The organism is Streptomyces sp. SLBN-8D4 (genome assembly GCF_049739545.1).
Classification (GTDB): Bacteria; Actinomycetota; Actinomycetes; order Streptomycetales; family Streptomycetaceae; genus Streptomyces; species Streptomyces canus_C.
Genome location: NZ_JBMGQC010000001.1, coordinates 10,117,946 through 10,144,903 on the forward strand (window position 1 = coordinate 10,117,946; position 26,958 = coordinate 10,144,903).

Below are 26,958 nucleotides of genomic sequence, written 5' to 3' on the forward strand. Positions count from 1 at the left end.
CCCTCAGTCCTCGGCCTGGGCTGACTCGACCGGGTGCCCTGTCTGCTGCACGAGGCCGATTGCCTCTCCTGCGCACGCGCAGAAAACCTGTGTTGGCTGGAGTAGACATTGGGTGGTGGTGTGGTTATGGTTTCTCTCGTAGCTCAGAGAGACAGCAGGGCCTGGCAGACACGAACTGCCGGTCAGCAGTAGTGCAGTTGCAGTGCGCAGGACGGTGCGGTGGTGGAGTTCCGGAGCCAGGGATGCAGGACGGTGACGGGACTGACGACCGGACCGGGTGGCCCGCAGTGAGGGGCGCCGCGAGCAGTACCGCAGTGGCAGTACCCGCAAGTGAAGTACGCACTACCCAGCAGTGAAGTCAGTGAGCGGTACCTCGGTGAAGGCGTCGGCTGCGGACGCGCGCACCGGGAGGTTCGGCAGTGGGGTTCTAAGCCAGAGCAGATGCAGGACGGGCGACGGGGCTGGCTGCCGAAGAGTGGCGCTGTGACAGGCCACGGAGCAGGTCGCATCACCAGCAGTACGCAGTACAGCAGTACCAGCATTGAGGGAATGAACGGAGGAATTGGGCGCCATCAGGATCGCCCGGGCGGCTTGTTGAGTCCGGGTACCGCAGGACATCGATAGTGAGGTGGTCTCCGGTCGAGCAACCGCGATCCCAGCATCCCCGGCAGCAGTTCGCTCGGGTGTGCGGACACAGAAGGCCGACGCAGTAACAGGGCCGGCGGATGGTGAAGCAGTTCCTTCGGGCCCTGGCGCCGCACGGCGCCAGGGCCCTCCACGCGTGCCACAGAGAGGTCAGATGACAGCAGACGATTCCTTCGGCCGTCTCGACGACGATGACTACCCCGCCTACACCATGGGCCGGGCCGCCGAACTGCTCGGCACCACGCAGGGCTTCCTTCGCGCTATCGGCGAGCACCGCCTCATCACCCCGCTGCGCTCCGCAGGCGGACACCGCCGCTACTCCCGCTACCAGCTGCGCATCGCCGCCCGCGCCCGGGAACTCGTCGACCAGGGAACCCCCATCGAGGCCGCCTGCCGCATCATCGCCCTCGAAGACCAGCTCGAGGAAGCCCAGCGCCTCAACGCAGAACACCGCCGCGCCGCCTCCCCGCACTCGGCCAGCGTCTGAGCCGCCCTCTTCCGCCGAATTCAAGAATATGAGCGCATGATCGCCGAAGATGCCCAGTCGTCGGTGCGGGGAGGGGAGTTGGAGCCCCGGCCCGGCAGCCCGCGCACCCTCTCGACTGATTCCCGTGCAGGCGCGGTTGGCCGGTCGGCTGCCGGGCAGGCAGCCGCCGGCCTGGAAGCCGGGGTGGAGCGGGCGGCAGCTGTGCTGAAGCCGCGGATGCGCGGCTGGCTGCACGCCGGAGTGTTCCCCCTGGCGCTGGCCGGGGGCATCGTCCTGATCGCCGTTTCGCGCTCGGCGGCCGCAGTGGCGGCCTGCGCGGTGTACGCGGTGTCGGCCTGCCTGCTGTTCGGTACCAGCGCGGTCTACCACCGCTGGCCGGGATCGCCTTCCCCATCCTGTGGATTGGGGCTCCGCGCTGGCTGTACACCCCGTGCTACATCGCGCTGGGCTGGGTGGCCCTATTCAACCTGCCCGACTTCGCGCACGCCGGCGGCGCCGCGGTCGTTGCCCTCGTCATCGCCGGTGGTCTGCTCTACACCGCAGGCGCCGTCGTCTACGGACTCAAACGCCCGGACCCCTCACCTGCCTGGTTCGGCTTCCACGAGGTCTTCCACGCCCTGATCATCGCCGCTTTCACCACGCACTACACCGCCATCCTCCTCGCAGCCACCTGACGCTGTTACCTCGCGGGCACAAGCCGGGCCCGGTGAAGCGTGACCTGTCCGGGTACCGGGTTCGGAACACGTCTTCCGTGTCTTTCTCGGTGAAGTCCTGAGCGTGAGCAATGGAGGAGTCTGTGACCGTAGGACGGCCGAACGGCGGGCGGGTCTCTCGTCCTGCCGCAGACGGGAGTAGCCGGGGCAGGGCGATGACTCTGGCGGGGACGTTGGAGGCGGCGGAGTCCGCGGCACCTGTGGAGTCGCTCGACGTGGTCGCGCGCATGCTCCAAGAGCACCTCGGGGCCGTGTCGGTGTCGTTCCTGATCACCGACTTCAACGGCAGTTCCGTCGTGCGGCCGGGGGCGGCAGGCAGCGTTGATACCGATGAACCCGCCCGGCGCATCACGCTGCAGGGCACCCCGTACGACGATGTGATCCGCACCCAGCGGCCGGGCGTGGAGGACAAGGGCGAGGGCGCGCTGGTGCGGATCGTCGCCCCGGTGACCAACCGCGGGGACGCCATCGGACTCCTCGAACTGTTCCTGCCCGCGGCGCCGGACGCGGAAGTAATGCGGGAGATCGGCGAGACGGCGCACGCGCATCGCCAACCGGTCCTTCACCGACGTGTACCAGTGGGGCCGGCGTACCGTCCCGCTGAGCCTCGCTGCAGAGATCCAGCACCGGCTGCTCTCGGCTTCACTGGCGTGCGAGGCGGCGCAGTTCGCGGTGGCTGGGGCGCTGGAGCCGGCCGACCACGTCGGCGGTGACACCTTCGACTACGCGATCGGCCGGGACACCGTCCAACTCTCCGTCGCCGACGCCATGGGGCACGATGTCGACGCCGCGCTGCTGGCCACCCTTGCGGTGGGCGCCCTGCGCCGGGCCGGCGGGCCGGTGCCAACCTCGCCGAACGTCGCGAGGCCACCCGCACCCTGATCGCGGCGGTCGTCGACGCCAACGACGGCCACCTGCAGGACGACGCGGCCGTCATGTGCCTGGACTGGCACGGCACCGACCACTTCCAGCGGGACGCCGCCACCGGCGCCGACCTCGGCAACGCGTCATGATCGTCAGGGACGGGACGGGCCACTCTCGGTCGGTGACCCTGGGCGTTTGGTGGCGAGCCTGGCCAAGCAGCGGGAGGTCCTTGCTGCGCAACGCTGCCGTCAGAAGGGGGGGATGTGGGTGGGGGAGAGGTCGGGGCGAGCGCGGTGCCAGCGGTCCTCAGCGGCCTTTGAGCTGCTGTTTTGCGGCCGTGGCGAAAGATTGGCGGTTTGCTGGTCTGCTGCTGTCGTTTGTTGGCCGTGCTCTGGAGGGCGGGTTTCTAGGGTCGTGTGTGTCCCCCGGTGATCCGGTCGCACCGGCCACCGCACCCCGACAGTTGCTCTGGAGATTCCTGATGCGCGTTCTGCCCCGTCGTGCCCTGCTCGCCGCTCCTGCCGCCGTGCTGATGTTCGCTCTGGCCGCCTGTGGTGGAGGGTCCGACTCCGACTCTGGCAGTTCGAAGGCCGCGGACACCCAGCAGTCCGCGCAGAACGCCGGGGATGCCCAGGCGGGCGAGGCCGGCGAGGAGGCCGGTGAGGAGAAGGAGACACCGCTGACCGGTGAGGTCAAGGAGAAGGCCGAGGCCGCCGCGGTGGCGAAGTTCCCGGGCACGGTCGTGAAGTCCGAGGAGGACCGGGAGAAGCCCGGCATGCTCGCGGTCGAGGTGAAGAAGTCGGACGGCACGTCGGTCGAGGTCTACCTGGACAAGAGCTACAACGTCACCGGCACCAAGCAGGAGGGTACCGAGGAGAACGAGGGCTGACGGTCCCGCCGCCCCGACCGTCTCGCGAACAGGAGCAGTCGCCATGCCGGTTGATCCCAGCCGTTCACAGCCGGCCCCGCCGCCGGACATGGCCGAGACGGTAGTTTTCGGCCCGATGCCCGCCGATGACGGTCCTTCCGGGTATGGGGACCGCTACGCGGAGGACTCCTTCGACTATCCCCCGTCAGCCTCCGCGCTGGACTGGTCGGCGGGTGCGCCGCCCGCGCCCACCGCGAATCCGGTGGGCAGCGTTTCCGCCCACCTGGAGACCGGTAACAACGGTTCCGGCGCGGGCCGTCGGGCCGGGCGGGCGGCGGCCAGGTGGCCGCAGGGGGCAGCCCGGCGCAAGCCGCTCCTACTGTCGGCCGGAGCCCTGCTGATCGCGGGCGGTTTCGGCATGGCGCTGTCGATGGTCAGCAACACGGTGTCCTCCAGCCCTTCACCGGGCCCCGCCTCCGACCTTGGTCAGGTCTCCGCCACCCAGTCGGTGACACCCAGCGCGCCCCCGGTCAGTGCTCTGCCGCCGACGGACAGCGGGACGGGGCAGGGAACTTCTGCACCGGCCACCAGCGCACCGCCCGCCACCGGTGACCGCCGCGACGGGGGGCGGGAGGACGACGGGCGCGAGGACCACCGCGACGACCGACGCGAGGACAGCGACCGCTCCGACGACGGCTGACCACCTGCCCTCCGTCGTCGCATGCTGTCCTTCCGCATCCGTCCGGCCGATCACCACTCCCCGCCGATCGGCCGGACGGCGCCCTTTTCTCCCGCACTGTCAGATCTGTCGCATCGTCCGTTTCCCCTGGTCCCAGGCGGGTTGTGATGAACGCTCCGGCTCCTGCCGCACGGCTGTGCGAGCCTGTCGCCATGCGGCTGCTGCTGATAGAAGACGACGACCGGATCGCCGGGCCCCTCACCGAAGGCCTCGGCCGCTACGGATTCACCGTCGAGAGGGCACGCACCGGCGCCGCCGGCCTCGCCGACACCGGCGAGGCTCCCGATCTGGTCCTGCTCGACCTCGGGCTGCCCGACATGGACGGCCTGGACGTCTGCCGCACCCTGCGCGCCCGCTCCGCGATCCCCATCATCATGATCACCGCCCGGGGAGAGGAAGCCGACCGCGTCGTCGGACTCGAACTGGGCGCGGACGATTACCTCGCCAAGCCGTTCGGCGTACGGGAGCTGGTGGCCCGCATCCGAGCAGTCACCCGCCGCACCGGCACCCAACAGGCGCTGCCCACGGCGGCCCAGGCGCAGGCACCCGCGGCGACGCCCGCATCCGTGCCGGCAGCCGCAGCCCAGCAGCTGGGCCGGCTGGAGATCGACCGCCGCACCCGGCAGGTCCGCCTCCAGGGCCGCGAGATCGCGCTGTCCCCACGGGAGTTCGACCTGCTCGCCTACCTCGCCGACGATCCCGGCGCCGTACATTCCCGCCAGCAGATCATGGACACCGTGTGGGACCCGCACTTCTTCGGCCCCACCAAAACCCTCGACGCACACGTCGCCGCGCTGCGCCGCAAACTGGGCGACCCCGCCTGGATCATCACCGTGCGCGGCGTGGGCTTCCGCCTGACCGTTCCCGGTGAGCCGGGGACGGCCGAGGAGGCGTCGTGACGCTGCGCCTGATCCTCAGCTATCTCGCGCTGGCGCTGCTGGTCCTGCTGGGGCTGGAGATCCCGCTCGGCTACCTCTACGCCCGCGGCGAGGAATCCCGCTTCTCCCAGAGCGTCGAACGCGACGCCTCGATGCTGGCCGAGGTCGCCGAGGAGAACATCGAGAAGGGCAACCTGACGGCCCTGCCGGAACTGGCCAAAGAGTACGCCGAGGACAACACCGGCGCCCGCGTCATGATCGTCGACCGCACCGGCCGACTGCTCGCCGACTCCGCTGGAACCACCGCCGCCGGGACGACACTGGCAGGCGATCCGGACATCGCCGCCGCCCTGCGCAACCAGACCACCGTCACCACCCGCACCGGCGCCGACGGCACGGACGTGCTCGCGGCCACTATGCCGGGCTCCTCCGGCACCACCATCCGCGGCGCGCTCCAGGTGACCTACCCGATGACCATGGTCATCGAGCGGGAACACCGCATCTGGGCCGCCCTCGCCCTGGCCGACGCGTGCGTGCTGGCCGCCGTGGCACTCGTGGCGTTCACCCTGGCCCGCTGGATCACCCGGCCCCTGCGCACCCTGGAACGCGCCACCACCCAGCTAGCCGCCGGCCGCCTCGACAACCCGCCCGACGCCGGCAGCGGACCGCCCGAACTGCGCCGTCTGACCGCCGCGTTCACCCACACCGCCACCCGTCTGCAGCACCTGCTCCAGGCCCAGCACGGCTTCGCTTCCGAAGCCTCCCACCAGCTCAAGACCCCGCTGACCTCGCTGCGGCTGCGCCTGGAGAACTTCGAGCCCTACCTCGACCCCCGCGCCCACCCCAGCCTGGAAGAAACCATCGGAGAGGTCGAACGCCTCAGCCGCATGGTCCACGGCCTGCTCGCCCTGGCCCGCCTGGAAAACACCGCCACCACCCCCGAACCCGTCGACGCGGACGCCGTCCTCGCCGAGCGGGCGGCGATGTGGGAGTCCCTCGCCGCCGAGCAATACGTCACCATCACCGTCACCGGACCGACGGCCGGCCGGGTGTGGGCGATCCCCGGCGCCCTCGAGCAGATCATCGACAACCTCGTCGCCAACGCCTTGCGCGTCTCCCCGCCCGGCACGACCATCACCCTCGCCCGCTCCCCCGGCACCGACCTCCACATCATCGACCAGGGCCCAGGCATGCCGGAAACCGACCGGGAGCGTGCCTTCGACCGCTTCTGGCGTGCCTCCGACTCCCACCACGACGGCACCGGCCTGGGCCTGCCCATCGTCCGCCACCTCGTGCACGCCTCCGGCGGACAGATCACCCTGCACGCCGCCCCCGGAGGCGGCCTCGACGCCCACGTCCGACTGCGACCCGCCGGCCGGGAACGCCGCTTCCAGGCAACCCCGATCACCAGTGCGGCAGACCGCGGGTGGTGATCGGGGTTGCCTGGCGACCCCGCGGCGGCCCGTGCCAAGGCGTCGGAAAGAATGTGCCGTCATGGAGACGGTGCTGCTGGTGGCCCTGGTGGTGGCCGCGACGTTCGCCACCGCGGCGCTGTCGGCGGTGGCCGGGTTCGGCGGAGGGGTGCTTCTGCTGCCGGTGTTCGTCGCCGTCCTCGGCACCCGGGACGCGGTCGCGGTTCTGACCGTCGCTCAGTTGGCCAGCAATGGCAGCCGGGTGTGGTTCAACCGGTGTGAGGTCGAGCGTCGACTGGTCGGCATCTTCGCAATCGGCGCTGTCCCGGCCGCCGCGGCCGGGGCATTGCTGTTTTCCACCGCGCCGCTGCCTGCCCTCACCCGCCTCATCGGCGTGTTCCTGTTGATCATGGTCGTCTGGCGGCGCTGGAAGCCGCACGCGGCCCGGCTCGACGATCGCGCGTTCGCCGCCGTCGGCGCAGCTTCCGGCTTCAGTTCCGCACTGGTCGGCTCGGTCGGACCGATGGTCGCCCCGTTCTTCCTCGCCCGCGGTCTGCTGCGCGGCGCCTACATCGGTACCGAGGCCGCCTCCGCCGTAGTGATGCATCTGACCAAACTCGTGGTCTTCGGCGCCGCCGCCGTACTGACCGCTTCCAGCGCCGCCGTCGGCCTGGCCCTCGCCCCGGCCGGCGCAGCCGGGGCCTGGGCGGGCAAAAGGATCGTCGACCGGCTGCCGGCCCACCTCTTCGTCCTCATCATCGAGGCGGGCCTGATCGCCTCCGGCCTCCTGCTGGCCATCACCGGAGGATGACAGACCTCCACCGACGTCAGCTCTCGCGAACACTCATGACGCCGCCAACCGCCGTGCTACTTGAAGTGAACGAAGCGGCACTCGCCGCAACCTTCACCACATCTGTGGCGGGGCCGCCGCCTTCGCGCTGTTGTCTTCATCAGTTCCGCTGCCGTCGCCCCCGACCGGCCGCTGGGTCTCGCCTGCGGGACCGGCAACTGGTCGGCGTCTACCTCGGCGCCCGCTTCGAGCCCCACCTCCCCGAGCCGCCATGCGGCTCCTGCTCGGCACCCTCGCCGCCGCCCTCGGCACGCTGTACGCCACCCAAACCTTGTGCCCAGACACCGTGTCCCGCTGCGCATCGGCCCGCAGCCGCGTCCCCCACTCGGTCATGGACGACGGACAGCACATAACCCTGTCCACAACTTCGGCTCTGCCGCGTGCCCGGCTGGCAGCGCTGGGCTGTCTACGGCAGCGGCCAGCATCGGCTCGGGCAGTGTCCACACCATGACCGACAGTTTCCACGCCAGCGTTCCGCACCCAGGCGCGGCGCGCTCACCAGCCAAGCGCGCGAGGCAGGAGACGTGAGACGCCGAACCCTTGAGACAGGCTCCCAGGTGACATAACTCCGTCCAGCCCGGTGTCCTCCGGCAGCTGAGTCAGGGCCGCCGCGCGGATCTCGGGGAACGAGGCCGTCATGTCCGTGCCGCGCCGGGAGCGCAGCAGCACCCGCCCGCCCGCATACACGGCGAGCTGGGCGCGATATCCGTCCTTCTCCAGAATTCAATGTGTCTCATGAGGCAGTCGGCAGTTGGCCCCGACACCGAGACCAGACGTCCTGACAGTGGCGATCGCGGACGGGTCCTCATGGCGAGGGCAATGGCATGAAGGGCCTGGGCCTGGAGGGGCGGCACTCAGCCCCGCCCGCGAAGGAGACCCTCGCTCGCACTCCGAGCCCGACGAAGAAGGCCCCGGCTGGCGAGATCCCCGGCGACGGGACATTCGTCGTCGGCGAGGTCATCAGACTCGGCACCTATCGAGCCGACGGCCCCGAAGACTCGGCCCTTCCGCGCAGGCTGCTCCCGGCTGATCACAACTGCCGACGGGCCAGCCGCTCCTGGACTGGAAGCCGGTGCAGGCGACGTTCCTGGCGTTGGGCGCGTAACGCGTGCGTCAGTTGCGGACGAGGCCGCCACACATGGCCGCCAGCTCGGCCTCTCGCTCATTGCCAAGTTGGTGCAGGACACCGGCCAGAGATCGCCAGGCTTGTGGATCCATCGGCTCCAGGGCCACGGTGTCGACTAGGTGGTCCAGGGCTTGGCGTAGATTGCCTCGGATTTCGTGCAGCCGGGCCACAGAATGTAGGGCCCCCTTGGAGTACGGGTAGGCCCTCAGCAGGTCCTGTGCCTTCGTTAACGCAGCGCCGTACTCACGCGCCGAGTGCAACCGCCGGATCTCCCCGAATCCCTCGAGCCGTTCGTCTGCGGCGCACTCCGCGGAAGCGTGCGCGATTGCATCGTTGAGCGCGCCGATGATGCGTTGGTCCCCGGCGGAGGAAGTGTCCAACTCGGTGGCAAGCATGCGGCGTACGAGGCTGACCTGTACCTGGGGGTCCTCGACCTCGAGTTCCCGCATAGCGTCCTGGATCCGAGCATGGGACACGAGCTTGTCGGGTGGGAAGGACGTAGCCCGGATGTCATCGGGCTCGGATCCGTCTCTGAACGCGGCCATCCAAGGTCGGATCACCCGTCGGCTCAAGCTTCGCCAACGCTGCGGAACTTCTGCCTCCGGGGTATCGAGCACCAAGTCGCGAAGCTCGTCAGGAACACGCAGCCGCTCCTGGCAGAAGCGCCGCTTCCAGTTCCCCCCGCCACGGTCTCGATAGGTCTTCGCCAGATCCTGCATACTCCTGGCTTCTTGGTCCCAAATCGGCAGCGGAAGGATCGGTATCGCGGCCATGCTGAGAAAGCTGAACGCGTCAGCCTCGATCTCCTCCCATTGTGCCAGCCTTGTTTTCCATGTAAGTGCCAGGCGGTCGGTGCCGCAGAACCGCATTACGAGCTGCGAGACGGTCAGGAGTAGTCCATGGAGCTGGATCTGCCCGACATTCCATTCGTCGAAGTCGGCTGCTCCACGAACCCGCTGGATCGCCGCCGCTGCCTGTTCGAGGAGCGGGGTCACCAATTCGGCCTGAGGGTCTCCAACGGGACGAATCCAGTCCGTTGCGGGTATGAGGGAGTGCCATTGCGCCGCGTCCGGCGTGAAGCCGTTCAGGAAGCGCTGCACCATGTCGTCGTCTGAAGAGGCGCTGCACCGCCCGAGCAGTAGTAGCTCGGCGACCTCACGCAGCTCATCTCTGCCTGAGAACCCCGCATGATAGAGGTCGAACAACAGCGCTAGCGCACTGCTCAGTCCGTGGTCTTTCGCCCGCCACAGAGCAGCTTTGATCAGGCGTGCGTGCAAGGTTCTCGTCGTCCGTAGATCCCAACCTTCCAACAAGGACATGGCGAACGAACTTGCGGTCACCTCGCCGTCTGAACCGCAGTAGCCTGCCATGGCCTGGGTGCTCGGCCAGTCCCTGAGGTTGTAGTGGAAGGGCAGGTTCTCGTTGGGGGAGAGCCTCAGCTCACTACGCGTTTGGAGCAGTGTGAAGTACTCGATGATGAACACGGCCCTGCGAACGGCATAAGGTGTCAAATCTGCCAGATTCAGCGGTCCCACCGAACTCAGCCGGCCGAAAGTCTGCAAATCCTTTAGGTAGCGCTCGCCGATCCGGGCCAGCGCGAGCGTTGGCTGTGGGGAATCTTCGAGGTTCACGTCAGCTGCTGTCCAGCGAGGACGCCACCGACAAGCGTCACCAGCTCCCAGCCGTGACCGACGACGCGTCGGTAGCTCTTCGCCAGCCATTCGCCCAGCGGCGCCTTGCCGGACCGGCTGTACTCAATCTTCAGCGGGATCAACTTCCTGCTGAATCGGTTCGTGAACTCCGCCGGGTCAGCATCGTCCGCCAACGCCTGATCAGCCAACGAGAATAGGATTCGGAGCCGTTCCCTTACACCCGAGTCATCCTGAAGGTCCCCCAGAGGCACATAGACGGCGTCGCCATCCGTGGACAGTTGCCCAATGAAGATCACACCCGGCAACGGCGGCGGTACCGACGGGGAGAAGAGGCGACGTGTCATCTCGTACGAGAGGTGCACGGCCGTGTCGGCGGGCCCACCGGCCAATACGGCCGACGGTTGGGAGACGGTGGCGCTCTCATCCAGGGTGAAGAAGGTGAGAACCCGGGGGCCGCTGTCCGACGCCAGCGTGCCCACGCGCACGTACTCGGCGACATGGACGTCTGCGGACGGGTGGAAAACCAGGAACGCGAAGGCGCCCCGATGCGCGGCTTCCAGCTGAGCGAGGTTCTCCTGCCTGAGCATCTCGTCGAAGTGTTCCAAGCTGCCCGTCCAGTTCTTCTGGTGCGGATCGCTGACCGCATGCTCGATCAGCTCGACAAGCGAGATGGTCTCCACTTCATTCCCTCCCCGACGCGACCGGCTCCCGTCCAGGCCGACCAAACTACGCTGCAGTCGTCGGCCGCGTCGCGCAAGGCGTGAAAGGAGCGCGAGAGGGCGCACGCCCAGCCAATGGCGCTCAAACCACAGTCCCGGACGAGGTAGCGACCGCGTAGCCACCGCGTGCGGTTGGAACCGGAACGGCCCCGCAAGGTGGGGGATTCCCTCGCCGCCGCCAGTTGGCTGGCGGCCCAGCGCCGCCACTGGGAAAGAACGACCACAGGCCTTGTGCCCTTACTGAGCATTTGGTCCGGTGATTCGTGTTTGGTCCCGGGTCAGGTTCCGCGCCAGTTGGGGGTGGCTTCGCCGGGGAGTCTGCGGGCCATGAGGTCGATCATCGCGAGGTGGATCATGGCCTCGGAGCGGTACGGGTGGCGTTCGTAGTCGCGGGCGAGGCGTCGGTGGTGCTTGAGCCAGCCGGTGCTGCGTTCGATGGTCCACCGTCTTGGGATGATGGTGAACCCGCGGGCGCCGGGCGGGCGCCGGGCGGGCGGTGGACGGGGTGGACGTCGATGCCGAGGCGGGCGCCGTGGTCGACGGCGGTGGTGCGATAGCCGGCATCCACGCAGGCCTTGGTGATGTGCGGTTGGGCGGTGGCGATGCGGGAGAGCAGGGTCACGCCGGCTGCGGTGTCGGAGACGCTGGCGGCGGTGACCAGCACGGTCAGCAGCAGGCCGAGGGTGTCGCAGCCAAGGTGGCGCTTGCGCCCTCGGTTTCCACCATCGGAAAGTCGAGTCGTGGAGATGGCGGGGCAAGTTCTACTTGCAGCGCTGGCCCTCGGCCAGAGCGATGCGGGTGCTGCGGGACAAAGTCCGCGCGGCCACCGGACGCTCCAAGACCGAACGGCCAGTATCCGCCGTGGTCGCCGACCTCAATCCCGTGCTGCGGGGTTGCCGCATGCGCTGCAAGGACGCGGCGCATCTGTCACCCCCTGGTGGGGACTGCGGACGGCTCGGCCGGGTCCCGGGTGGCCGACGCGCCGGACGAGCGGGACGCGGCGGGGCGGGAGGGGGACGAGTACGAGGGGACGGCACGGGTGGCGGGCTCGGTGGGCCGGGCGGTCTCCGACGGGCTGCCGCTGGGTTCCCGCGCGGTGGGAACCAGGCGCGGGGTGGTGGTGGGTGACGCGGACCGCTCGGGCCCGGGGATGGTCGCCGACGGCGGAGCCATGGGGATCGTCGGGGAGCGATGGGTACCGGAGGCGGACGGCCGCAGGGGCAGGACGACGAGCGCGGCGACACCCACGGTCAGGGCGGCTCCGGCGGCGGCGCGCAGCACCTTGCGGCGGGCGGCGCCGCGGCGGATCGCCTCGTAGCGGCCGGGAGGCGCGCCGAGGTAGTCGGAGGAGGGCCGCAGGAGGACGGTGAGCGGGTCGTCGGGGTCGCGGTCCGGGCCTTCTTCAGAGTGTGTGATCAAGGCTTCTCCCCAGGTGGGCGCGGAGCAGTTCACGGGCCGCGTGGAGGTCGGCCTTGACGGTGCCCTCCTTGCGTCCGGTCAGCATGGACACCTCCCGGATCGGCATGTCGGCGTAGTAGTGGAGCAGGATCGGCACCCGAAGCCGTTCGGGCAGGGACTGCACGAGCAACCGGACCGAGGGATCCGCCTGTTCGGGGGGCGGGCCGATCGCGGCCTCGGTGGTGGCGCGGCGTAACGCCTTGCGCTCGCGCTCCAGTTTGCGCCAGTGGTCCCGGACCAGGTTGGCCGCGGTGACATAGAGGAAGCCGCGCGGTTCGTCCACGGCCGTCCAGCGGGCCCACAGCCGGGTGAACGCCTCCGAGGCGATCTCATGGGCCGTCCCGTCGTCGTCGACGAGCCGGCGGCACCATCCGGCGAGGCGTGGGTAGAGGGCGGCGAACAGCTCGGATGCTTCCTTCTCGCGGGACCGTTTCAACGTTCTCCATAGGGTGGTGGCGTTCACGGAGCAAGACCCCGGGCCGGCGGGAGGGGTTCCCGCCGGCCCGGGGCGCGGACGCCGTCAGGGGCTCGCGGAGCGCAGCACCGCGAAGACGATCACGTTGTCGAGGTAGCCGTCGCCGGTCCGGGCTCCGCCACAGGTGATGAGCCGCAACTCCGGCCGGTCCACGTCGCCGTAGACCTCCTTGGTGGGGAAGTCGGCCTTGGCGACCGTGCGCACCTCGGTGACGGCGAACACCGTGGACGTGCCGTCCTGAAGACGGGCCACGATCTCGTCGCCCTTGCGCAGGTCCGCGAGGTGCCGGAAGACGCCGTCGCCGTAGGAGCCGACCGTGACATGACCGAGGATCACCGACGGTCCCTTCTGCCCCGGGGTCGGCGAGTGCTCGTACCAGCCCGCCCGGTCGTGCGCGGCGATCGGCGGCACCTGCACGCTGCCGTCCTTCGCGAGGCCGAGCCGGATGAGCGGGGTGTCGACGCCGATGGCCCGCACGTGCAGCGAGACGGGTACCGAACGTCCCACCGTGGTGACGGACTTGGCGGCGGGCGAACCACTGACGGAACTACCGCCCGTGTCCGCCCGACCCGTGTCCGCTCCACCCGAGCCGCCGGGCCCGGCACAGGCCACCGCCACTAGGGTCAGGGCAGCGACGAGAAGGGCACGTACGGCTACGGCGGCCGGGAGGAGACGGGTCCGTCCGGCCGGCGCCCCGCTGCCGGGCCTGTCGGTGGTCACGCCTCGTTCGTGCGCCGGCGGCGGAGCAGCAGGACCGTGCCACCGCCCAGGACGACAGCCGCGGCGGCGCCCCCGCCGATCAGGGCGTCGTGGGAGGAGTTTGAGGAGGTCGGGACCTCACCGGTGTCGGGGGCGCCGCTGGGGACGACGCGGACCTGACCCTCCGAGGGCGCCGCGCTCGGGGCCCGGGTCGGCTCGGCGCTCTCGCTCGGGGCCCGGGTCGGCGCGGTGGTCGCGCTCGGCGCCGCGGAGGGGGCTGTGCTCGGGGAAGCGGACGTCCCGTCGGCGAATGCGGGCATCGCGCCCGCCAGGACGGCTGCGCACGCGAGGGCCAGGGCACTGAGGCCGGTTCGACGCATGGATCGCTCTCTCTTTCATCGGTCGACCCACCGGCGGGACCGGCGGTGGGTGTCATGGATCGAGCGGAGAGACGAACGGGACGGGAGACGGGTTGCAAAGAGAAGGCAAAGCCATGCGGGCCCGGCCGCGTCGGCGTGCCGCGACGCGCACTGCCGCGCTGTGCGATCGGTAGTCGGCACGTCGGTGGCCTGCCGTCGGCCTCCAGCCCAGTGCACGGACGCTCGCCGCTCCCATGCATGACGAGCCGAGTCGAAGTTGAGCAGCCCGGGCCCTGCGTGGCGGAAGAGCGGCTTCACGAACAGGTGGCTAGGGCGAGGTCATTTGGGACTTCCGAGGCGTCTCGAAGCGGTCCCGATCTGTGGGGATCGCTTCCCGTGAAGGCGGCCTTGGCTGGCCGGACTTGGCGCTTCCTGCTCGCTCGTGGTGCGAGTAAGGCCATCGCGATACAGATGTCAGAGATCGGGCCCGCGGGAGGCGTCTCGGTGGAGCCGGAAGGCCACGCCGCAACCTGCGAAGGAGACGGGGCGCACGCCGCGCAGCGCCTGGCCTAGGGCGTTTCTTTGCGATCACCGAGCAGACCAGATGCGCATGCCTGCGACTGCAGTGGGGACAGGTGGATGGTGGCTACTGGACGCCGGGCGTCAGTTCGACGCGCACGGCGGCGCTTTTCCGGAAGATGCAGATGGGGTCGGTCCGCGCCCGCCATCCGATGGGCACGGCGTAATAATGTCCGTCGCGCGCCACGATGAGCCGCAGGCCCGTGTAGCGGTAGCGAAGGCGCACGGCGGCATCGAGGTCCTGGAAGCGGAGTTCCGTTGATCGGGAGCTGAGGCCGAGCCGCTCGGCACTGAAGACCACCAGGCCGGTGCGTTGGACGACGTTCCGGCTGTCCTGCTCGGCGTGTTGCTCGCCGAGCTGACCGGCGACCAGGGTGACGGTCCAGAACAGGAACACTCCGGCAGCGGAGATCGGTACAGCTGTGTCCCGCAGGCCCCTTGGGCGATCTGCGCCGTCGCCTGGTGCCACACCGAGCAGCAGGCCGTGGGACGACCCCGCCCGGGCCAACCGTCTGAAGCAGGTGCTCGACACCCTGCACCTGCGGAAGATTGACCTTGCCGACGAAGTCCTGGTCGTCAACCCCGGCGGTTACATCGGCGACAGCACCCGCCGCGAGATCGCCTATGCCCGCAGCCTCGGCAAGCCGGTGCGCTCCACCCATCCCGTCCAGGACGGTGACGACAGTGGCTGGCAGCACATCGATCGAGTGGACCGGTCTCTTCCGCCGATGCGGCAATGCTCCCGGCGGTTTCTCCCCTGAGGACCAGGCATTCGTCGACGTGTTCCGCGCACTGCTCGCCGCCCGCAAGAACCCGCAGCCCTGGAAATCGGGCAGCGGCCAAGACATCGCTGTACGGGTCGGCCCGTTCCTCCAGCGAGCCCAACCGCTCCCCGGCGACGACCACGGTCCTGACGCGATCGCCGTCTCCTTGGTCCACCCCGACACCCCGCATGCCGGGGCCTACCTCCATGGCCCGAGCTCGGCTACAACAAGGGCTGGCTGCGCTGTGAGACGGCCGCGATCCTCGGCGTCTGGCAGCCGGCCTACGCGATGCTCACCCATGCCGCGGCGAACCTGCCTCTTCCTGACGACGTCGGCATGGTCTCCGCCCACTACGGCGTCCACGTCGAAGCCCGACGCGACAACATAGGCGTCGTTCTGCTCTGCCTCGGTCCCTACGCCCAGACCGGGCACGCCTCCCGCGACGCCGCCCGCATCGACACCGAACTCGAGGGCCGTGCGGGAGGCGTCCTCCCCGGCTTCGCCCTCACCGCGAAGGACACGTCCTTCCACGTCCGCGACCACGAGAGCTACGCCGACACCGACATCATCGCGCTCCTGGCCGGCGCCCTCGCGGGGGTGAGCGTGTGATCACCACGAGCCTGTACGAGATCGAGACCAGCGAGGCAGACGACGGCAGAATTGTCCCCGCCGAGGGCATCTGGACCCCCAGCAGTGAGGACGCGGCCGACCACGTCTTCATCACCTACGACAGGTTGTACGTCGCCGGCATCGGAGCCCTGAACGACGACCGTCCCCACCCGGACAGGTTCGTCGCCCTCGGAGACCATCGGTGGGCGGACATCATCGAAGCCGCCGCCACTTACATGGACCACGTCCACAGCTGGCGGACCCTGCACCTCTACCCGGGAGACGACCCCACGATGCTCATCGACGCGGGTCCAGCCGGAGGGATCTTCAAGAAGCACTGGGTTGGAGCAACAGTCTTGCCGGGTGTGTCAATTTGACGGCTGATCTTGGTTGTTGAGGTTCAGTTGTTGGCCGGGGTGAGCCGGCCCTCGAAGGCGATCTGGAACGCGTTGAGGGGTGCTTTCCAGCGCATGGTCCATCGCTTGCGGCCCTTCCCGGTCGGGTCCAGGCTCATCGGCGCCATGTAGATGCACTTCAGGGCGGCGGCCTCGTTGGGGAAGTGTCCGCGGGCGCGGACGGCCCTGCGGATGCGGGCGTTGACGCCGACACGGCGCCACCCCACCCGCAGCACAGAGCGCCCCACCACCAGCTGACAGCACTCCCGCAGGCACCACCCCGGCAGCCGGATAGACGCACGCCACAGGCCGTTGCGTAGATGCCATCGACTGCGGCTCCAGCAGACTGAACGGTCGCCCTGGCTGGCCCCCTCGAAGCAGACCAGAGCGCTCCGAGGGGGGAATAGCACAGGAGTCGAGGGCGGCGAGGCTGCATCTGCCCTAGATCCACAGCGCTTCCGACCCGACAAATGCGCGTCCTTGGGGCTGGGGCAAAGGAATACCGCGCCCATGCGAATACGTGACGGGTACCAGCAGCGCGAGCCGAGCTCACGCCCGCCGACGTTCCCCTCTTTTCGCCTGGCCCGGCATCATGACGGCGGCGTCAGGGTCTGCCCACAACCGGTGCCTCCCTGTGGTCCTGCGGGCTGCTTCCGGGCAGCGAGGAAGGGTGCCCAGCACCAGCGCCTCGCTCAACTCGGTGGCAGCAGCGACGATGTCGGGAAGCGCACGGATGAGGCCCGCGACATGGCGGGACTGGGGCATGCTCAGGCCATTTCGCGGCGGCCCACCCGGCACCTGGACTGATCTAAGCGCTGCGCGGCCTGGGCCCGGCCGTCTTCTCCGCTGCCGTCTTCTTCGCCGGTGCCTGATTGGCGGACTGCTTTTTCACCCCCTTGTTGGCCGCGGCCTTCTTGGGCGGTTCGTGTAGGTCGGCGTCGCCTCGGGAGGCCTGGCCTTCTGGACCGACTCGTTGAGCGCGGCCATGAGGTCAAGGACCTGGGCCGGCTGCTCGGGCTCCGGCGCGTCGGGGAGCTCGCGGTCTTCCAGCCTGGCCTCGATGATTTTCGCGAGGGCGTCGGTGGAGGCGTGCTTGAGCTCGCGGCCATTGAGGTCGTCGCGCGCCATCGACTCCATCAGGGCGAGCGCCCCCTCGATCTCCTCCTCCGACACCTTCTGGTCGGGCGGGTGGACGGCGGCCGGATCACAGATCTCGTCGGGCCAGTGCATCGCGTGCAGCACGATCTCCGTAGCAGGCCGAGGCACTCGCGACCTGCCCGTCCGGGGCGAGGTGGCCCACGCCGATTTGGATCGGGTCGATCGAGTCGAGCGGCACGAAGGCCTCGATCTCGATCGCCTTTGCCGTGGGCAGCGGCAGATCCCGCAGCTCCTCATCCGAGATGGCAACGATTTGGTCCTTGGCGTACTCCTCGCCGCGGCCGATCTCTGACTGGGCGACCTCGCGGTCCTCGATCTCGCACACCTTCTTCACCAGTACCCGGCTCAAGTCTTCCAGGCGTTCGTCCTCGTCGTCGGGGGCTCCGTCGACTTCGGCGATCGACAGCGCGGAAAGGGATCTCACCTGAAGAGACGAGACGACCTCGCTTGTCGACGCGACTCCCGAGCCGGGGCCGGGCGCGGTTGCACACGCTCCCACACGACGCCCCTGCCGGCGAAATCCCTGACGTACTTGCGCTCTTTGTCGCGGATGATCTTTGCGGGTGACGCCCTCGTGCGAGGCGGTGCGCGACCCGGGGACCCGTCCATGCACCTCAGTGCGGGGAACGGCAGGTGTTGTGGTGGGCGATGTCGAGGACGAAGCGCTCGGGGCGGTGTAGCTGCTTGGTGGTGTAGGAGGGCTTGCTGTTGAACGCGGCCCCGAAGGTGACGACGCCCTCGAAGTCGCCGGTCAGTGCGAAGCCCTTGAGTTTCGCCAGATTCAGCTTGATCAGGCGCGGGCCTTTGTAGACGTTGCTGCCCGCGTTGTTGTGGGCTGCGGCGGGGGAAAGCTTGATCTCCAGGAAGTGCTTCCCGGCCAGCGGGACCTTCTTCCCCGAGCTGTCGTAGCGGAGTTCCTTGACACGCGTGACGGTGGTCGGCGGCAGTTTGCCCTTCACATCGATGACGACCCGGTCGAAGGAGCAGTGACCGGCGATCCTGGCGTTGACCACGAGACTCGTGGACGGTGCCGGGGACGTGGCGGCGGCAGAGGCCGACGCCGCGGTGCCGGGCAGCAGGAGTGCGCTCGCGGTGATGGCTATGAGGCGATGACGGGTGTACATGACGCCCCCTTATGAGACGTCGGGGACTGGGGGTCACAGTATGAGACATATGCGAGGGTCATACGGTTGCACGCTTTGGCCAATGATTCTCATGTACTGAAGTGTGCTCGCACATAACCAGTCAGGACGAAGCCCAGCCCCGCCGGCGGCGTTTCGCCCGGCCGACGACCGGCGAGCCCTCTAGTCTCGGCCTGTGAGCCAGCCCGACCAGCGCGCCAAAGGCGCGGGACCGTTCACCACCCAGCTCACCTGGCACCCGCCCGGCGGCGGCACCGCCACTTGGGAATCCCGGCTCGCCCGGCGCCGCGGACTCATCGCCGTCCACCCTCCCGGCGCGCCCGCCCCCCACCACGCCAGCGCCGACGACACCGCCCTCGCTCGGCTGCGCAGGCTCAACGCGATCGCCGCCACTGCCTTCATCATCGGCGGGGCGCTCTTCGCGGCCGGCGCCGCCGTCGCCCAGTTCGGCTCCGGCGACGCCACCACCTGCGCCTCGATCTACTTCGCCGGCGGCCTGTTCTTCAACACCGGCGGATACGTCTCCCTGCTCCAGGTCATCAACGCCCCGCGCCACGTGCCCGGGGGTGAAGGAGCCCTGGTCACCCGACCGTGGCGGTGGTGGAGCTACGAACCGACGCGGGTCGACTGGCTGAGCGCCTTCGTGTTGTTCGCCGGAACCCTGGTGTTCGCCGTCGACCTGCTCGACTCTTTCCTGCAAGGCCTGACCGTCCAACAGATCAACCGGCTGATCTGGGCCCCCGACCTGATCGGCTGCGTCCTCTTCCTGCTCTCCGGTCACCTCGCGATTGTCGAGATCTGCCACGGCCGGCCTCGGCTGCTGCCGCACGACCTCGGTTGGTGGATCACCGCCGTGAACCAGCTCGGCTCCGCCCTCTTCATGGTCGCCGCCCTTGCCGCCTACACACGCCCCGCCACCGGCAGCCTGATCAACGCCGACAGCGCCAACTGGGGCACCTTCACTGGCGCTCTCTGCTTCTCCTGCGGTGGAATCCTTCAGCACTATGAACGCCCTGATCTGGACAGCGGCCAGGGGGCAGCCAACCCGACGGCCGACCGCACTCAGTGAGCATGAGCGTACGGAAGCGGGAGATCTCGGCGAGGATGTCGCCGATGCTGCGAGTCGCCACGGTGAGCAGGCCGGGCAGGATGAAGGGCGAGCGCGACCCATGATCTCCCCTTGACGCACAGGTGAGGTGTCCGGTCAGACACCGCAGGGTGCGACTGGACAAGTCGATCGACGACGGATCGACAAGCACGCGAAGCTCCCGGAGGCTGCGGGCGATCTTGGTCGAGAACACGTCTACCAGGAGCTTGGTCGTCCCGCAGATCCGTCCAGCACGGTCAGGTTAGGTGGGGTCCCGCCGCTCGTGGCACAGGTCGTGCTCGCCGACCAGCAGCTCTTCCGCTGTCTTAGGTCGATGGCACAGCCGCTCAGTCTCACGAACGTGGCACTTCCTCGTGGTGTCTGCTCACCGGGTGTTCTCCAACCGTGGACTCACGCGCTCCAAGCGGGGCTCAGATCTGGTGGTCGTCGCTGTGGCGGCCGCGGCTGCGGCCGAAGCGTTCGGAGATGGCCGGCATCAAGCTCTGGCCTTCGCTGGGCCGGTCCAGGCCGAAGACGTAGCCGGGGAAGTCGAGCTCCTTTTGCACTTCCCAGATCCCATTGTGGTCCTCCGGCGGGAGGATGCGCGCTGGGTCGCCGCCGGCGACCCAGCCGATCGGCACCGTCGATTCGGCGGGCAGGACCGTGCGCAGGTGCACGATGCCGTTGATCCGTACCTCGGAGCGGGTGCCGATCCGTGCTCCGTTGAAGACTCGGCTGCCGGTGGCCAGGAAGACCTCGTCCTCGACCCGGCAGCCGGTCAGATGGGAGGTGGGGCCCACGAGGACCTGACGCCCCAGGGCCAGCGGATCCCGTCGGGTGCCACGCAGGACCGCGTTCTTCATGACAATGCTGCCTTCGCCCAGCTCCACCGGCCCGCCCTCGGCGGTGAGCACCGCGCCGAACAGCACCCGGCACCCGGCCCCCACGCGCACGTCCCCGCACAGCGTGGCGTTCGGAGCGACATAGGCCGTGGGGTGGACGGAGGGCGAACGGCCTTCATGAATGAGAAGCATGGCCGCGATCAGCCGTCCTATCGTGTACCTGCCGGTGTCTGCGACGTACGGTCATGAGGTCTGAGCGCTGGTCAACGCGTCGACCAGCTGGGCGAACTCGGCACGCTGCCGGGCGGCCAGCATGGCGTAGAGCGGCGCCTGCAGCTCGTCCGTGAGCCGCTCGGCGCGCTGCCATTGGGGGACCAGGGCCGCGGCGGCCGGGTGTGGCTCGCGCCAGCCGTAGTGGGTCGCCTCCTCGACGCCGAGGTTGACGACCATCGCCTCCCGGGCGCTCAGTCCGGACAGCCGTACCGCCGTGAGATGGCAGGCGCCGCGGTGTTCCCTCAGGACGTGGATGCGCTGCATCGCCGCCCCGACCGGGTCGTCGCCGGGCCGTCCTGCGCGCGCCAGCCGGCGAACAGGGGCAGTGAGTCGGCGTCGGCGGCGTCGATCAGCCGTTGTGCCAGGCCGTTGAAGTGCTCCACGTCGACGTCGGTGAGGATGCGGGCGCGCCCCCATGTCAGGACGGCCTGCGCGTAGCAGGCGGCGGCCTCTTCCGCCGGCATCACGGGCCTGCCGGCCCGCCAGCCGGTGGCGACGAGATCGGGGCCGAGGAACCCCTGCACCGCCTGGACCACCGGGGCCGGTGCCTCGCCAAGCACCCCGAACCGGCCGCGGCAGTAGAAGCCGCGCCCCGGGGCGAACCCAGCGCGCAGGCCGATGGCTGCGGTCGCGTCGTCGGACATGAACTCGTCACCGAAGTCGTGGACCGGCCTGGCCACGGCGTCGATGCAGTCGAAGATCTCCATGCGCAGAAGGTCGCGCACCTCGAAACCCTTCAGGGCCGGGTCAAGTTGAAGTCTCATAGGTGTGAAACCCGCGGCCGCTCTTCCTCCCGAGGTGACCAGCGGCGACCATGCGGCGCAGCAGGGCGGGCGGGGCGTACAGCGGCTCCCTGAACTCCTCGTACATCGACTCGGCCACGGCTTGGGCGGTGTCGAGGCCGATGAGGTCGAGCAGGCGCAGCGGCCCCATGGGGTGCGCGCATCCGAGTTCCATCCCCCGGTCGATGTCGTCCGGCCGCGCGGCGCCGGACTCCACCATCCGCACCGCGCTGAGCAGGTAGGGCACGAGGAGGGCGTTGACGACGAAGCCGGAACGGTCGGGCGCCTGGATGACCTGTTTGCCCAGCTGCTCGGCGAGGTCGCGGGTGCGCGACAGCGTGTCGGTGCCGGTGACGAGGGCGGGAATGACCTCGACCAACCGCTGAACGGGGACCGGGTTGAAGAAGTGCAGGCCGATGACCCGCTCGGGTCGCTCGGTGACGACGGCCAGGTCGACGACGGGAATCGAGGAGGTGTTGGTGGCCAGGACCGCCGCCGGGTCCTCGACCGCCTTGTCCAGGGCGCGCAGGACCCCGGTCTTGATGTCGAGGTTCTCGGCGACGGCCTCGACGACGAACTGGCGGTCGGCCATGTCGCCGAGGTCCACGGTGAACGACAGCCGGGCGAGGGCCTGGTCGCGCTGTTCCGCACCGAGCTTGCCGTGCCGTACGCCCCGGTCGAGGGAGGAGGTGATGCGGCGGCGGCCCGCCTCGGCGGCCTCGGGCGTGGATTCGGCGACACGTACGTCGATGCCGTGGCGGGCGGCGACTTCGGCGATGCCGGAGCCCATGAGGCCGCAGCCGACGACGCCGAGACGGGTGACGGGGTGCATCCGGGGCCCGTCCTTTCTGGTGAGCTGGAGTGGGCAGGTGTTAGAGGTCGAGGACGAGGCGGGGGCCGCACGAGCGGGAGACGCAGATGAGCATGGTGTCGCCGGCGGCCCGCTCGTCCTCGGTCAGCAGCGAGTCGCGGTGGTCGGGCACGCCCTCCAGCACGTCGGTCTCGCAGGTACCGCACGTGCCTTCCCGGCAGGAGAAGTCGACGTCGACGCCGGCCTCCTCCACGGTTTCGAGCACTGAACGGTCCGGTGGCACGGTGAGGGTGAGCCCGGAGCGCGCGAGTTCCAGCTCGAAGGCGGTGGTGGTGCCGCTCGCGGCTGTCGGTACTGGGGCGAACCGTTCTACACCCAGCGTCCCGGGCGGCCAGTCCGCGCACTGTTCCTGCACGGCCCGCAGCAGGGGTTCGGGGCCGCAGGCGTGCACCAGGGTGCCCTCCTTGGGCACGCAGAGGTGGCCGGCGAGGTCCAGCAGGCCGTACTCGTCCTGGGGGCGGACAAGGACGCGCTCCCCGTGCGGGGCGAGGCGGTCCAGGAAGGCCATGGAGGTCCGGGTGCGGCCGCCGTAGAGCAGGCTCCAGTCGGCCCCCGCGGCCTCGGCCGCCTCGACCATGGGAAGGATGGGCGTGATCCCGACGCCGCCGGCGATGAACAGATGGCGGGCGGCGGGCCGCAGCGGGAAGTTGTTGCGCGGTCCGCGGACCCGTACATCGGCGCCTTCGAACAGCCGGTCGTGGACGTGCGCGGAGCCGCCGCGGCCCTGCGGTTCACGCAGCACCGCGATCTGCCAGGTGCCACGGTCGGCCGGGTGTCCGCACAGGGAGTACTGACGGACCAGGTCGCCCGCTTCACCGTCCAGGAGTACGTCGATGTGGGCGCCCGGCGTCCAGGAGGGAAGGGGACCGCCGTCGGGGCGGCGCAGGGTGAGGCTGACCACGTCGTCGGCCACGAGGATGCGGGCGGCCACCGTCAGGGTGGTCGGGGGGAGTTGGTCGGTCATGTCAGTGCGCTCCGGGTCTCAGGTCCGCGCCGGCACACGCAGCAACAGCGCGTCGCCCTGGCCGCCGCCTCCGCACAGGGCCGCCGCTCCGCTGCCGCCACCGCGCCGCCGTAGCTCCGTGGCGAGGGCCAGGACCAGCCGGGCTCCGGTCATGCCGACCGGGTGCCCGAGAGCGATCGCGCCGCCGTTGACGTTCACCTTGTCCACAGGGATGTCCAGCTCCCGTACGGAGGCCAGGGCCACTCCGGCGAACGCTTCGTTGATCTCGAACAGGTCCAGGTCGGCTGCTTTGAGCCGGCCGTCCCGGTCGAGGGCGTCGCGGACCGCGCCTGCCGGTTGGACGAGCAAGGAGGGGTCGGGGCCCGCGACCGTGCCGTAGGCGCCGATCTCGGCGAGCGGTGTCAGGCCCTCCCGCCGGGCGCGCTCGGCGCTCATCACGACGACGGCCGCGGCGCCGTCGGAGAGCTGGGAGGAGTTGCCGGCGGTGATGGTGCCCGTGCCGGAGAAGGCCGGCCGCAGACGCCCGAGGCTCTCGGCGGTGCTGTCCGGCCGTACGCCCTCGTCGGCGTCCACCACCGCGTCGCCCCGGCGGCCGGGCACCGTGACGGGCGCGATCTCCTGTGACAGCGCGCCCGACTGCCGGGCGTGGGCGGCCCGTTGGTGGGACAGCGCGCTGTACTCGTCCTGTTCCTGCCGGGTCAGGGCGAAGGGCTGCTGGTACCGCTCGGTGGCCGCGCCCATGGAGACCCCGTCGAAGGCGCACACGAGGGCGTCGCGATCCAAGGCGTCCTCCAGCGCGGACGGGCCGTACTTCCAGCCGGTGCGCGATCCGCGCAGCAGGTGCGGGGCGCCGGACATGGACTCCATGCCGCCCGCGACGACCACCTCGTGACGCCCGGAGGCGATCATGAGGTCGGCCAGGGCGATGGCATGCAGCCCGGACGGACAGAGTTTGTTGACGGTGCTCGCCGGGACGGAGAAGGGAATGCCGGCGCGGACCGCGGCCTGCCGGGCGGAGTTGGGCCCCGCCCCGGCCTGCACCACATGGCCCATGACGACGGCCTCCACGGCCCGCGGGTCCACGTGGGCGGCGGCCAGTGCCGCGCGGATGGCATGGGCCCCGAGATCGACCGCGGACAGGGTGCTCAGGGCGCCCATCAGCTTGCCGATGGGCGTTCTCGCGCCGGCGACGATGACGGATCCGGGCATGGCCGGGACCTCCTGGGGGTGGTGGCGGGTTCAGGCGACCGGGTCGGCGACGCGCTCGGCGAGCATGTGGGCGGTCTCGTTCACCGAGTGCAGGACGACCCGGCCGCCGGGCATGCGCCGCACCCGGCTGACCGAGGTGTAGCCGGGGTGGAACCAGAACATCGTCGGCAGGCCGAGCACCGTCGCCAGGTAGGTGTTGGTGATGCCGCCGTGGCACACGGCCGCGACCCGTCCGCCGGGATGGGCGTCGAGGATGGTGTCCATCGCGCGCACCGCCCGTCCGCGGAACGCGTCCCAGTCGAGGTCGGGCACGAAGTCCTCGAAGCGTCCCTCGGCCAATGCCGCCGCCCGGGGGTCGCCGGTGCCGATCTGCTCCGGCGGGGTGTAGGGCTGGGAGACGTCCGTATCCCATTCGCGGAGGTCGTCGAGGACGGTCGCGGTCATGCCGGTGAGGCGTTCCAGGGGTGCCGCGGTCTCGCGGGCCCGCCGGAACGGGCTGACGTACAGGGCGTCGAGGTCTTCGTGGCCGAGCCACGCGGCGAGGCGTTCGGCCTGGGCGGCGCCCTCGGGCGACAGCCCCGGGTCGAACACACCGGCCATGGGGAGGCCGTGCCGGACGAGAAGGAGTTCGGTCATGGGTGATCCTTGAGTGCTCGGGTGGAACGGCTCAGCCGGCGATGGTCCGTTCCGAGCTCCAGTAGGGGCGGCGCATCGCGCGCTTGTCGAGCTTGCCCATCGCGTTGCGCAGCAGCTCGGGAACGATCTCGTACGACTTCGGGCACTTGTAGGCGGCGAGGCGCTCCCGGCAGAACCGGTCCAGCTCCTCGGCCGGCGGCTCCTCTCCCGCTGCCACGACCAGCGCCCGCAGCGCCTCGCCGAAGTCGGGGTCGGGCACGCCGATCACCGCGAGTTCGGCGACCGACGGGTGCTGCCGCAGGACCGCCTCGCTCTCGGCGGGGTACAGGTTCACCCCGCCGGAGACCACGACGTCCGCAGCCCGGTCGGTGATGAAGATGTAGCCGTCGGCGTCGACGTAGCCGATGTCTCCGAGGGTGAAGACGCCGGGGGAGAGGTAGGCGGCCTTGGTCTTGTCCGGGTCGGCGTGGTAGCGGACGCCTTGGTCGTCCGGTGCCCGGAAGGCCAGCAGTCCGCGTTCGCCGGGGGGCAGTTGACGGCCGTCGTCGCCGGTGACCAGGACCTCGAACGGGGGCCGGACCCGTCCGACCGAGCCGGGGTGGGCCAGCCACTCGGCACTGCTGATGCGGGCCACGGTTCCCGCCTCGCTGGCGCCGTACGACTCGGTCAGTACCGGACCGAACCAGTCGATCATGGCGCGCTTGACGTCGGGTGGGCACGCGGAGCCGGTGTGGGAGACCTGCCGCAGGCTGGAGACGTCGTAGCGGGAGCGGATGTCGTCCGGGAGGGCGAGCAGTCGTTGGAAGTGGGTGGGGACCATCACCGTCGAGGTGACCTGCCACTTCTGCACGCGGCTGAGGAAGGTCTCCGCGTCGTATCTGCCGAGGACGACCACGGGCTCACCGGCCGCCAGGTGTCGGAGCGAGGTCAAGGGCGCGTTGTGCTGGAGGGGGCCGCACACCAGGTGGGGTCCCGGTGGGAAGCCGGGCCGGGCGGACATCGCGGCGAGGTAGGCGGCGCTGTCGGCGACCGGGGCGCTGACCCAGCGCACCTCGGTGCCGCGGGCCCGGCCGGTGGTTCCGGAGGTGTAGACGAGCGGGGGCCGGGCGGGCCGGTCCGTGGGGAGGGCGAGGTCGGTGGGAGCGGCGGCCAGCCACAGGTCCCAGTCGAAGGCGTGGCCGGCGGCCGGGGTTCCGTGCGTCACGAGGGGCAGGCCCAGTTCCCGGGCCGCGTCGAGGGCGGCACCGGCGCCCACCGGTCCGGCGACGATCCCGGTCGCGCCCGCGTCGATGACCTGGTCGACCAGTTCTCGCGAAGTGAGGTTGCGGGAGGTGGCCACGGTCCCCACTCCGGCGCGCAGACCTGCCAGATGGGCCACCAGGGTCGGGATCGCGTTGTCGCCGAGGACGGCGATCCGGTCGTCCGGTCCGGGTGCGAACTCCAGCAGCCGGACCGCTGCCCGGGCCACCTGGTCGGCGAGGCCGGACCAGGTGAGCATGCCCAGGTCGTCCGCCAGGGCGGGCTCGTGGGGTGTCTCCTGGGCACGACGGTCGAGTGGCAGCAGCGACATGGCTCCTCCGGCGGCTCCGCGGTCCTCTCCCGATGCCGACGGGAGAGAGGGATGCTGAGACTGTAGCGTTTATCAAGAAAGTACGGAACACTCTGATCCCGGATGAAGCCATTCCCGCATGTTTCAGCCGCAG

25 protein-coding genes and 6 pseudogenes are annotated in these 26,958 nt (G+C 69.9%); 12 read left to right on the forward strand and 19 right to left on the reverse strand.

Translation table 11 applies throughout. The features are described 5' to 3' along the window. Positions 1-799: 799 nt before the first annotated feature. From RKD20_RS45975 to RKD20_RS46010, 8 genes and pseudogenes are all read left to right on the forward strand, one after another. The gene (locus RKD20_RS45975) at positions 800-1,132 is read left to right on the forward strand and encodes a MerR family transcriptional regulator (RefSeq protein ID WP_424882961.1); all 333 of its coding nucleotides are present in this window, start codon (positions 800-802) and stop codon (positions 1,130-1,132) included. A gap of 36 nt (positions 1,133-1,168) precedes the next feature. Beyond that, positions 1,169-1,806, forward strand: a pseudogene (locus tag RKD20_RS45980) (hemolysin III family protein). A 194-nt stretch (positions 1,807-2,000) separates the two neighbouring features. Beyond that, positions 2,001-2,858, forward strand: a pseudogene (locus tag RKD20_RS45985) (hypothetical protein). A gap of 332 nt (positions 2,859-3,190) precedes the next feature. Continuing rightward, a complete protein-coding gene (locus RKD20_RS45990) occupies positions 3,191-3,598 on the forward strand; it encodes a peptidase (RefSeq protein ID WP_424882962.1) in 408 nt (135 codons plus the stop codon). Positions 3,599-3,713: 115 nt separating this feature from the next. Beyond that, positions 3,714-4,277: a hypothetical protein gene (locus RKD20_RS45995; RefSeq protein WP_424882963.1), complete on the forward strand. Its 564-nt coding sequence runs from the start codon at positions 3,714-3,716 to the stop codon at positions 4,275-4,277. Between the two features lie 191 nt (positions 4,278-4,468). Next, positions 4,469-5,215, forward strand: coding sequence for a response regulator transcription factor (locus tag RKD20_RS46000; RefSeq protein ID WP_424882964.1), 747 nt, complete (start codon positions 4,469-4,471; stop codon positions 5,213-5,215). Continuing rightward, entirely contained in the window at positions 5,212-6,627 is a 1,416-nt protein-coding gene (locus tag RKD20_RS46005; protein ID WP_424882965.1) for an ATP-binding protein, read from the forward strand. Before RKD20_RS46000 ends, RKD20_RS46005 begins: the two co-directional genes overlap by 4 nt. A 61-nt stretch (positions 6,628-6,688) precedes the next feature. After that, the gene (locus RKD20_RS46010) at positions 6,689-7,417 is read left to right on the forward strand and encodes a TSUP family transporter (RefSeq protein ID WP_424882966.1); all 729 of its coding nucleotides are present in this window, start codon (positions 6,689-6,691) and stop codon (positions 7,415-7,417) included. Between the two features lie 1,152 nt (positions 7,418-8,569). Here RKD20_RS46010 and RKD20_RS46015 read toward each other — a convergent pair. The 8 genes and pseudogenes from RKD20_RS46015 to RKD20_RS46050 all read right to left on the reverse strand — a co-directional run bounded on the left by RKD20_RS46015 (position 8,570) and on the right by RKD20_RS46050 (position 14,920). After that, complete coding sequence (locus RKD20_RS46015; protein WP_424882967.1) at positions 8,570-10,213, reverse strand: hypothetical protein; 1,644 nt, start codon at positions 10,211-10,213, stop codon at positions 8,570-8,572. After that, positions 10,210-10,914: a hypothetical protein gene (locus RKD20_RS46020; protein WP_424882968.1), complete on the reverse strand. Its 705-nt coding sequence runs from the start codon at positions 10,912-10,914 to the stop codon at positions 10,210-10,212. The genes RKD20_RS46015 and RKD20_RS46020 overlap by 4 nt, the downstream gene beginning before the upstream one ends. 317 nt (positions 10,915-11,231) lie before the next feature. After that, positions 11,232-11,665 (reverse strand): annotated as a pseudogene (locus RKD20_RS46025) (transposase); the annotation flags it as partial. A 215-nt stretch (positions 11,666-11,880) separates the two neighbouring features. Next, complete coding sequence (locus tag RKD20_RS46030; protein WP_424882969.1) at positions 11,881-12,372, reverse strand: hypothetical protein; 492 nt, start codon at positions 12,370-12,372, stop codon at positions 11,881-11,883. Then, positions 12,356-12,847 (reverse strand): RNA polymerase sigma factor, encoded by a 492-nt coding sequence (locus tag RKD20_RS46035; protein ID WP_381125270.1) that lies wholly within the window; start codon positions 12,845-12,847, stop codon positions 12,356-12,358. The genes RKD20_RS46030 and RKD20_RS46035 overlap by 17 nt, the downstream gene beginning before the upstream one ends. Positions 12,848-12,931: 84 nt before the next feature. Further along, a complete protein-coding gene (locus RKD20_RS46040) occupies positions 12,932-13,606 on the reverse strand; it encodes a class F sortase (RefSeq protein WP_424882970.1) in 675 nt (224 codons plus the stop codon). After that, positions 13,603-13,965 (reverse strand): sortase-dependent protein, encoded by a 363-nt coding sequence (locus tag RKD20_RS46045; protein WP_424882971.1) that lies wholly within the window; start codon positions 13,963-13,965, stop codon positions 13,603-13,605. Before RKD20_RS46045 ends, RKD20_RS46040 begins: the two co-directional genes overlap by 4 nt. Positions 13,966-14,590: 625 nt before the next feature. Continuing rightward, on the reverse strand, positions 14,591-14,920 hold the full coding sequence (locus tag RKD20_RS46050; protein ID WP_424882972.1) for a hypothetical protein: 330 nt from the start codon (positions 14,918-14,920) through the stop codon (positions 14,591-14,593). 43 nt (positions 14,921-14,963) lie between these two features. Here RKD20_RS46050 and RKD20_RS46055 point away from each other — a divergent pair. From RKD20_RS46055 to RKD20_RS46065, 3 genes and pseudogenes are all read left to right on the forward strand, one after another. Continuing rightward, positions 14,964-15,203, forward strand: a pseudogene (locus tag RKD20_RS46055) (hypothetical protein); the annotation flags it as partial. 372 nt (positions 15,204-15,575) lie between these two features. Further along, entirely contained in the window at positions 15,576-15,896 is a 321-nt protein-coding gene (locus RKD20_RS46060) for a hypothetical protein (protein WP_424882973.1), read from the forward strand. Continuing rightward, a complete protein-coding gene (locus tag RKD20_RS46065; RefSeq protein WP_424882974.1) occupies positions 15,893-16,273 on the forward strand; it encodes a hypothetical protein in 381 nt (126 codons plus the stop codon). The genes RKD20_RS46060 and RKD20_RS46065 overlap by 4 nt, the downstream gene beginning before the upstream one ends. A 23-nt stretch (positions 16,274-16,296) precedes the next feature. Here RKD20_RS46065 and RKD20_RS46070 read toward each other — a convergent pair. From RKD20_RS46070 to RKD20_RS46085, 4 genes and pseudogenes are all read right to left on the reverse strand, one after another. Continuing rightward, a pseudogene (locus RKD20_RS46070) lies at positions 16,297-16,497 on the reverse strand (transposase); the annotation flags it as partial. 682 nt (positions 16,498-17,179) lie between these two features. Then, positions 17,180-17,521 carry a hypothetical protein gene (locus RKD20_RS46075; protein WP_424882975.1) on the reverse strand — a complete coding sequence of 114 codons (342 nt, stop codon included), beginning with the start codon at positions 17,519-17,521 and terminating at the stop codon, positions 17,180-17,182. Beyond that, positions 17,496-17,873: a Ku protein gene (locus tag RKD20_RS46080; RefSeq protein ID WP_424882976.1), complete on the reverse strand. Its 378-nt coding sequence runs from the start codon at positions 17,871-17,873 to the stop codon at positions 17,496-17,498. Before RKD20_RS46080 ends, RKD20_RS46075 begins: the two co-directional genes overlap by 26 nt. Before the next feature lie 190 nt (positions 17,874-18,063). Beyond that, complete coding sequence (locus RKD20_RS46085; protein ID WP_424882977.1) at positions 18,064-18,573, reverse strand: AMIN-like domain-containing (lipo)protein; 510 nt, start codon at positions 18,571-18,573, stop codon at positions 18,064-18,066. Between the two features lie 193 nt (positions 18,574-18,766). On the opposite strand from RKD20_RS46085, the gene RKD20_RS46090 reads away from it, so the two are divergent. Further along, positions 18,767-19,660: a hypothetical protein gene (locus tag RKD20_RS46090; protein ID WP_424882978.1), complete on the forward strand. Its 894-nt coding sequence runs from the start codon at positions 18,767-18,769 to the stop codon at positions 19,658-19,660. Between the two features lie 449 nt (positions 19,661-20,109). Here the strand turns inward: RKD20_RS46090 and RKD20_RS46095 are convergent, their stop codons facing one another. The 7 genes and pseudogenes from RKD20_RS46095 to RKD20_RS46125 all read right to left on the reverse strand — a co-directional run bounded on the left by RKD20_RS46095 (position 20,110) and on the right by RKD20_RS46125 (position 26,825). Further along, on the reverse strand, positions 20,110-20,712 hold the full coding sequence (locus RKD20_RS46095) for a gamma carbonic anhydrase family protein (protein WP_424882979.1): 603 nt from the start codon (positions 20,710-20,712) through the stop codon (positions 20,110-20,112). A gap of 51 nt (positions 20,713-20,763) precedes the next feature. Beyond that, a pseudogene (locus RKD20_RS46100) lies at positions 20,764-21,557 on the reverse strand (helix-turn-helix domain-containing protein). Further along, complete coding sequence (locus RKD20_RS46105) at positions 21,541-22,407, reverse strand: 3-hydroxybutyryl-CoA dehydrogenase (RefSeq protein WP_424882980.1); 867 nt, start codon at positions 22,405-22,407, stop codon at positions 21,541-21,543. Before RKD20_RS46105 ends, RKD20_RS46100 begins: the two are co-directional and overlap by 17 nt. Before the next feature lie 40 nt (positions 22,408-22,447). Then, positions 22,448-23,410: a PDR/VanB family oxidoreductase gene (locus tag RKD20_RS46110; RefSeq protein WP_424882981.1), complete on the reverse strand. Its 963-nt coding sequence runs from the start codon at positions 23,408-23,410 to the stop codon at positions 22,448-22,450. 18 nt (positions 23,411-23,428) lie between these two features. Next, entirely contained in the window at positions 23,429-24,619 is a 1,191-nt protein-coding gene (locus RKD20_RS46115; RefSeq protein WP_424882982.1) for an acetyl-CoA C-acyltransferase, read from the reverse strand. 30 nt (positions 24,620-24,649) lie between these two features. Then, the gene (locus tag RKD20_RS46120; RefSeq protein WP_424882983.1) at positions 24,650-25,255 is read right to left on the reverse strand and encodes a histidine phosphatase family protein; all 606 of its coding nucleotides are present in this window, start codon (positions 25,253-25,255) and stop codon (positions 24,650-24,652) included. A 31-nt stretch (positions 25,256-25,286) separates the two neighbouring features. Further along, positions 25,287-26,825, reverse strand: a complete 1,539-nt coding sequence (locus RKD20_RS46125) for an AMP-binding protein (RefSeq protein ID WP_424882984.1) — start codon at positions 26,823-26,825, stop codon at positions 25,287-25,289. Between the last annotated feature and the right edge of the window lie 133 nt (positions 26,826-26,958).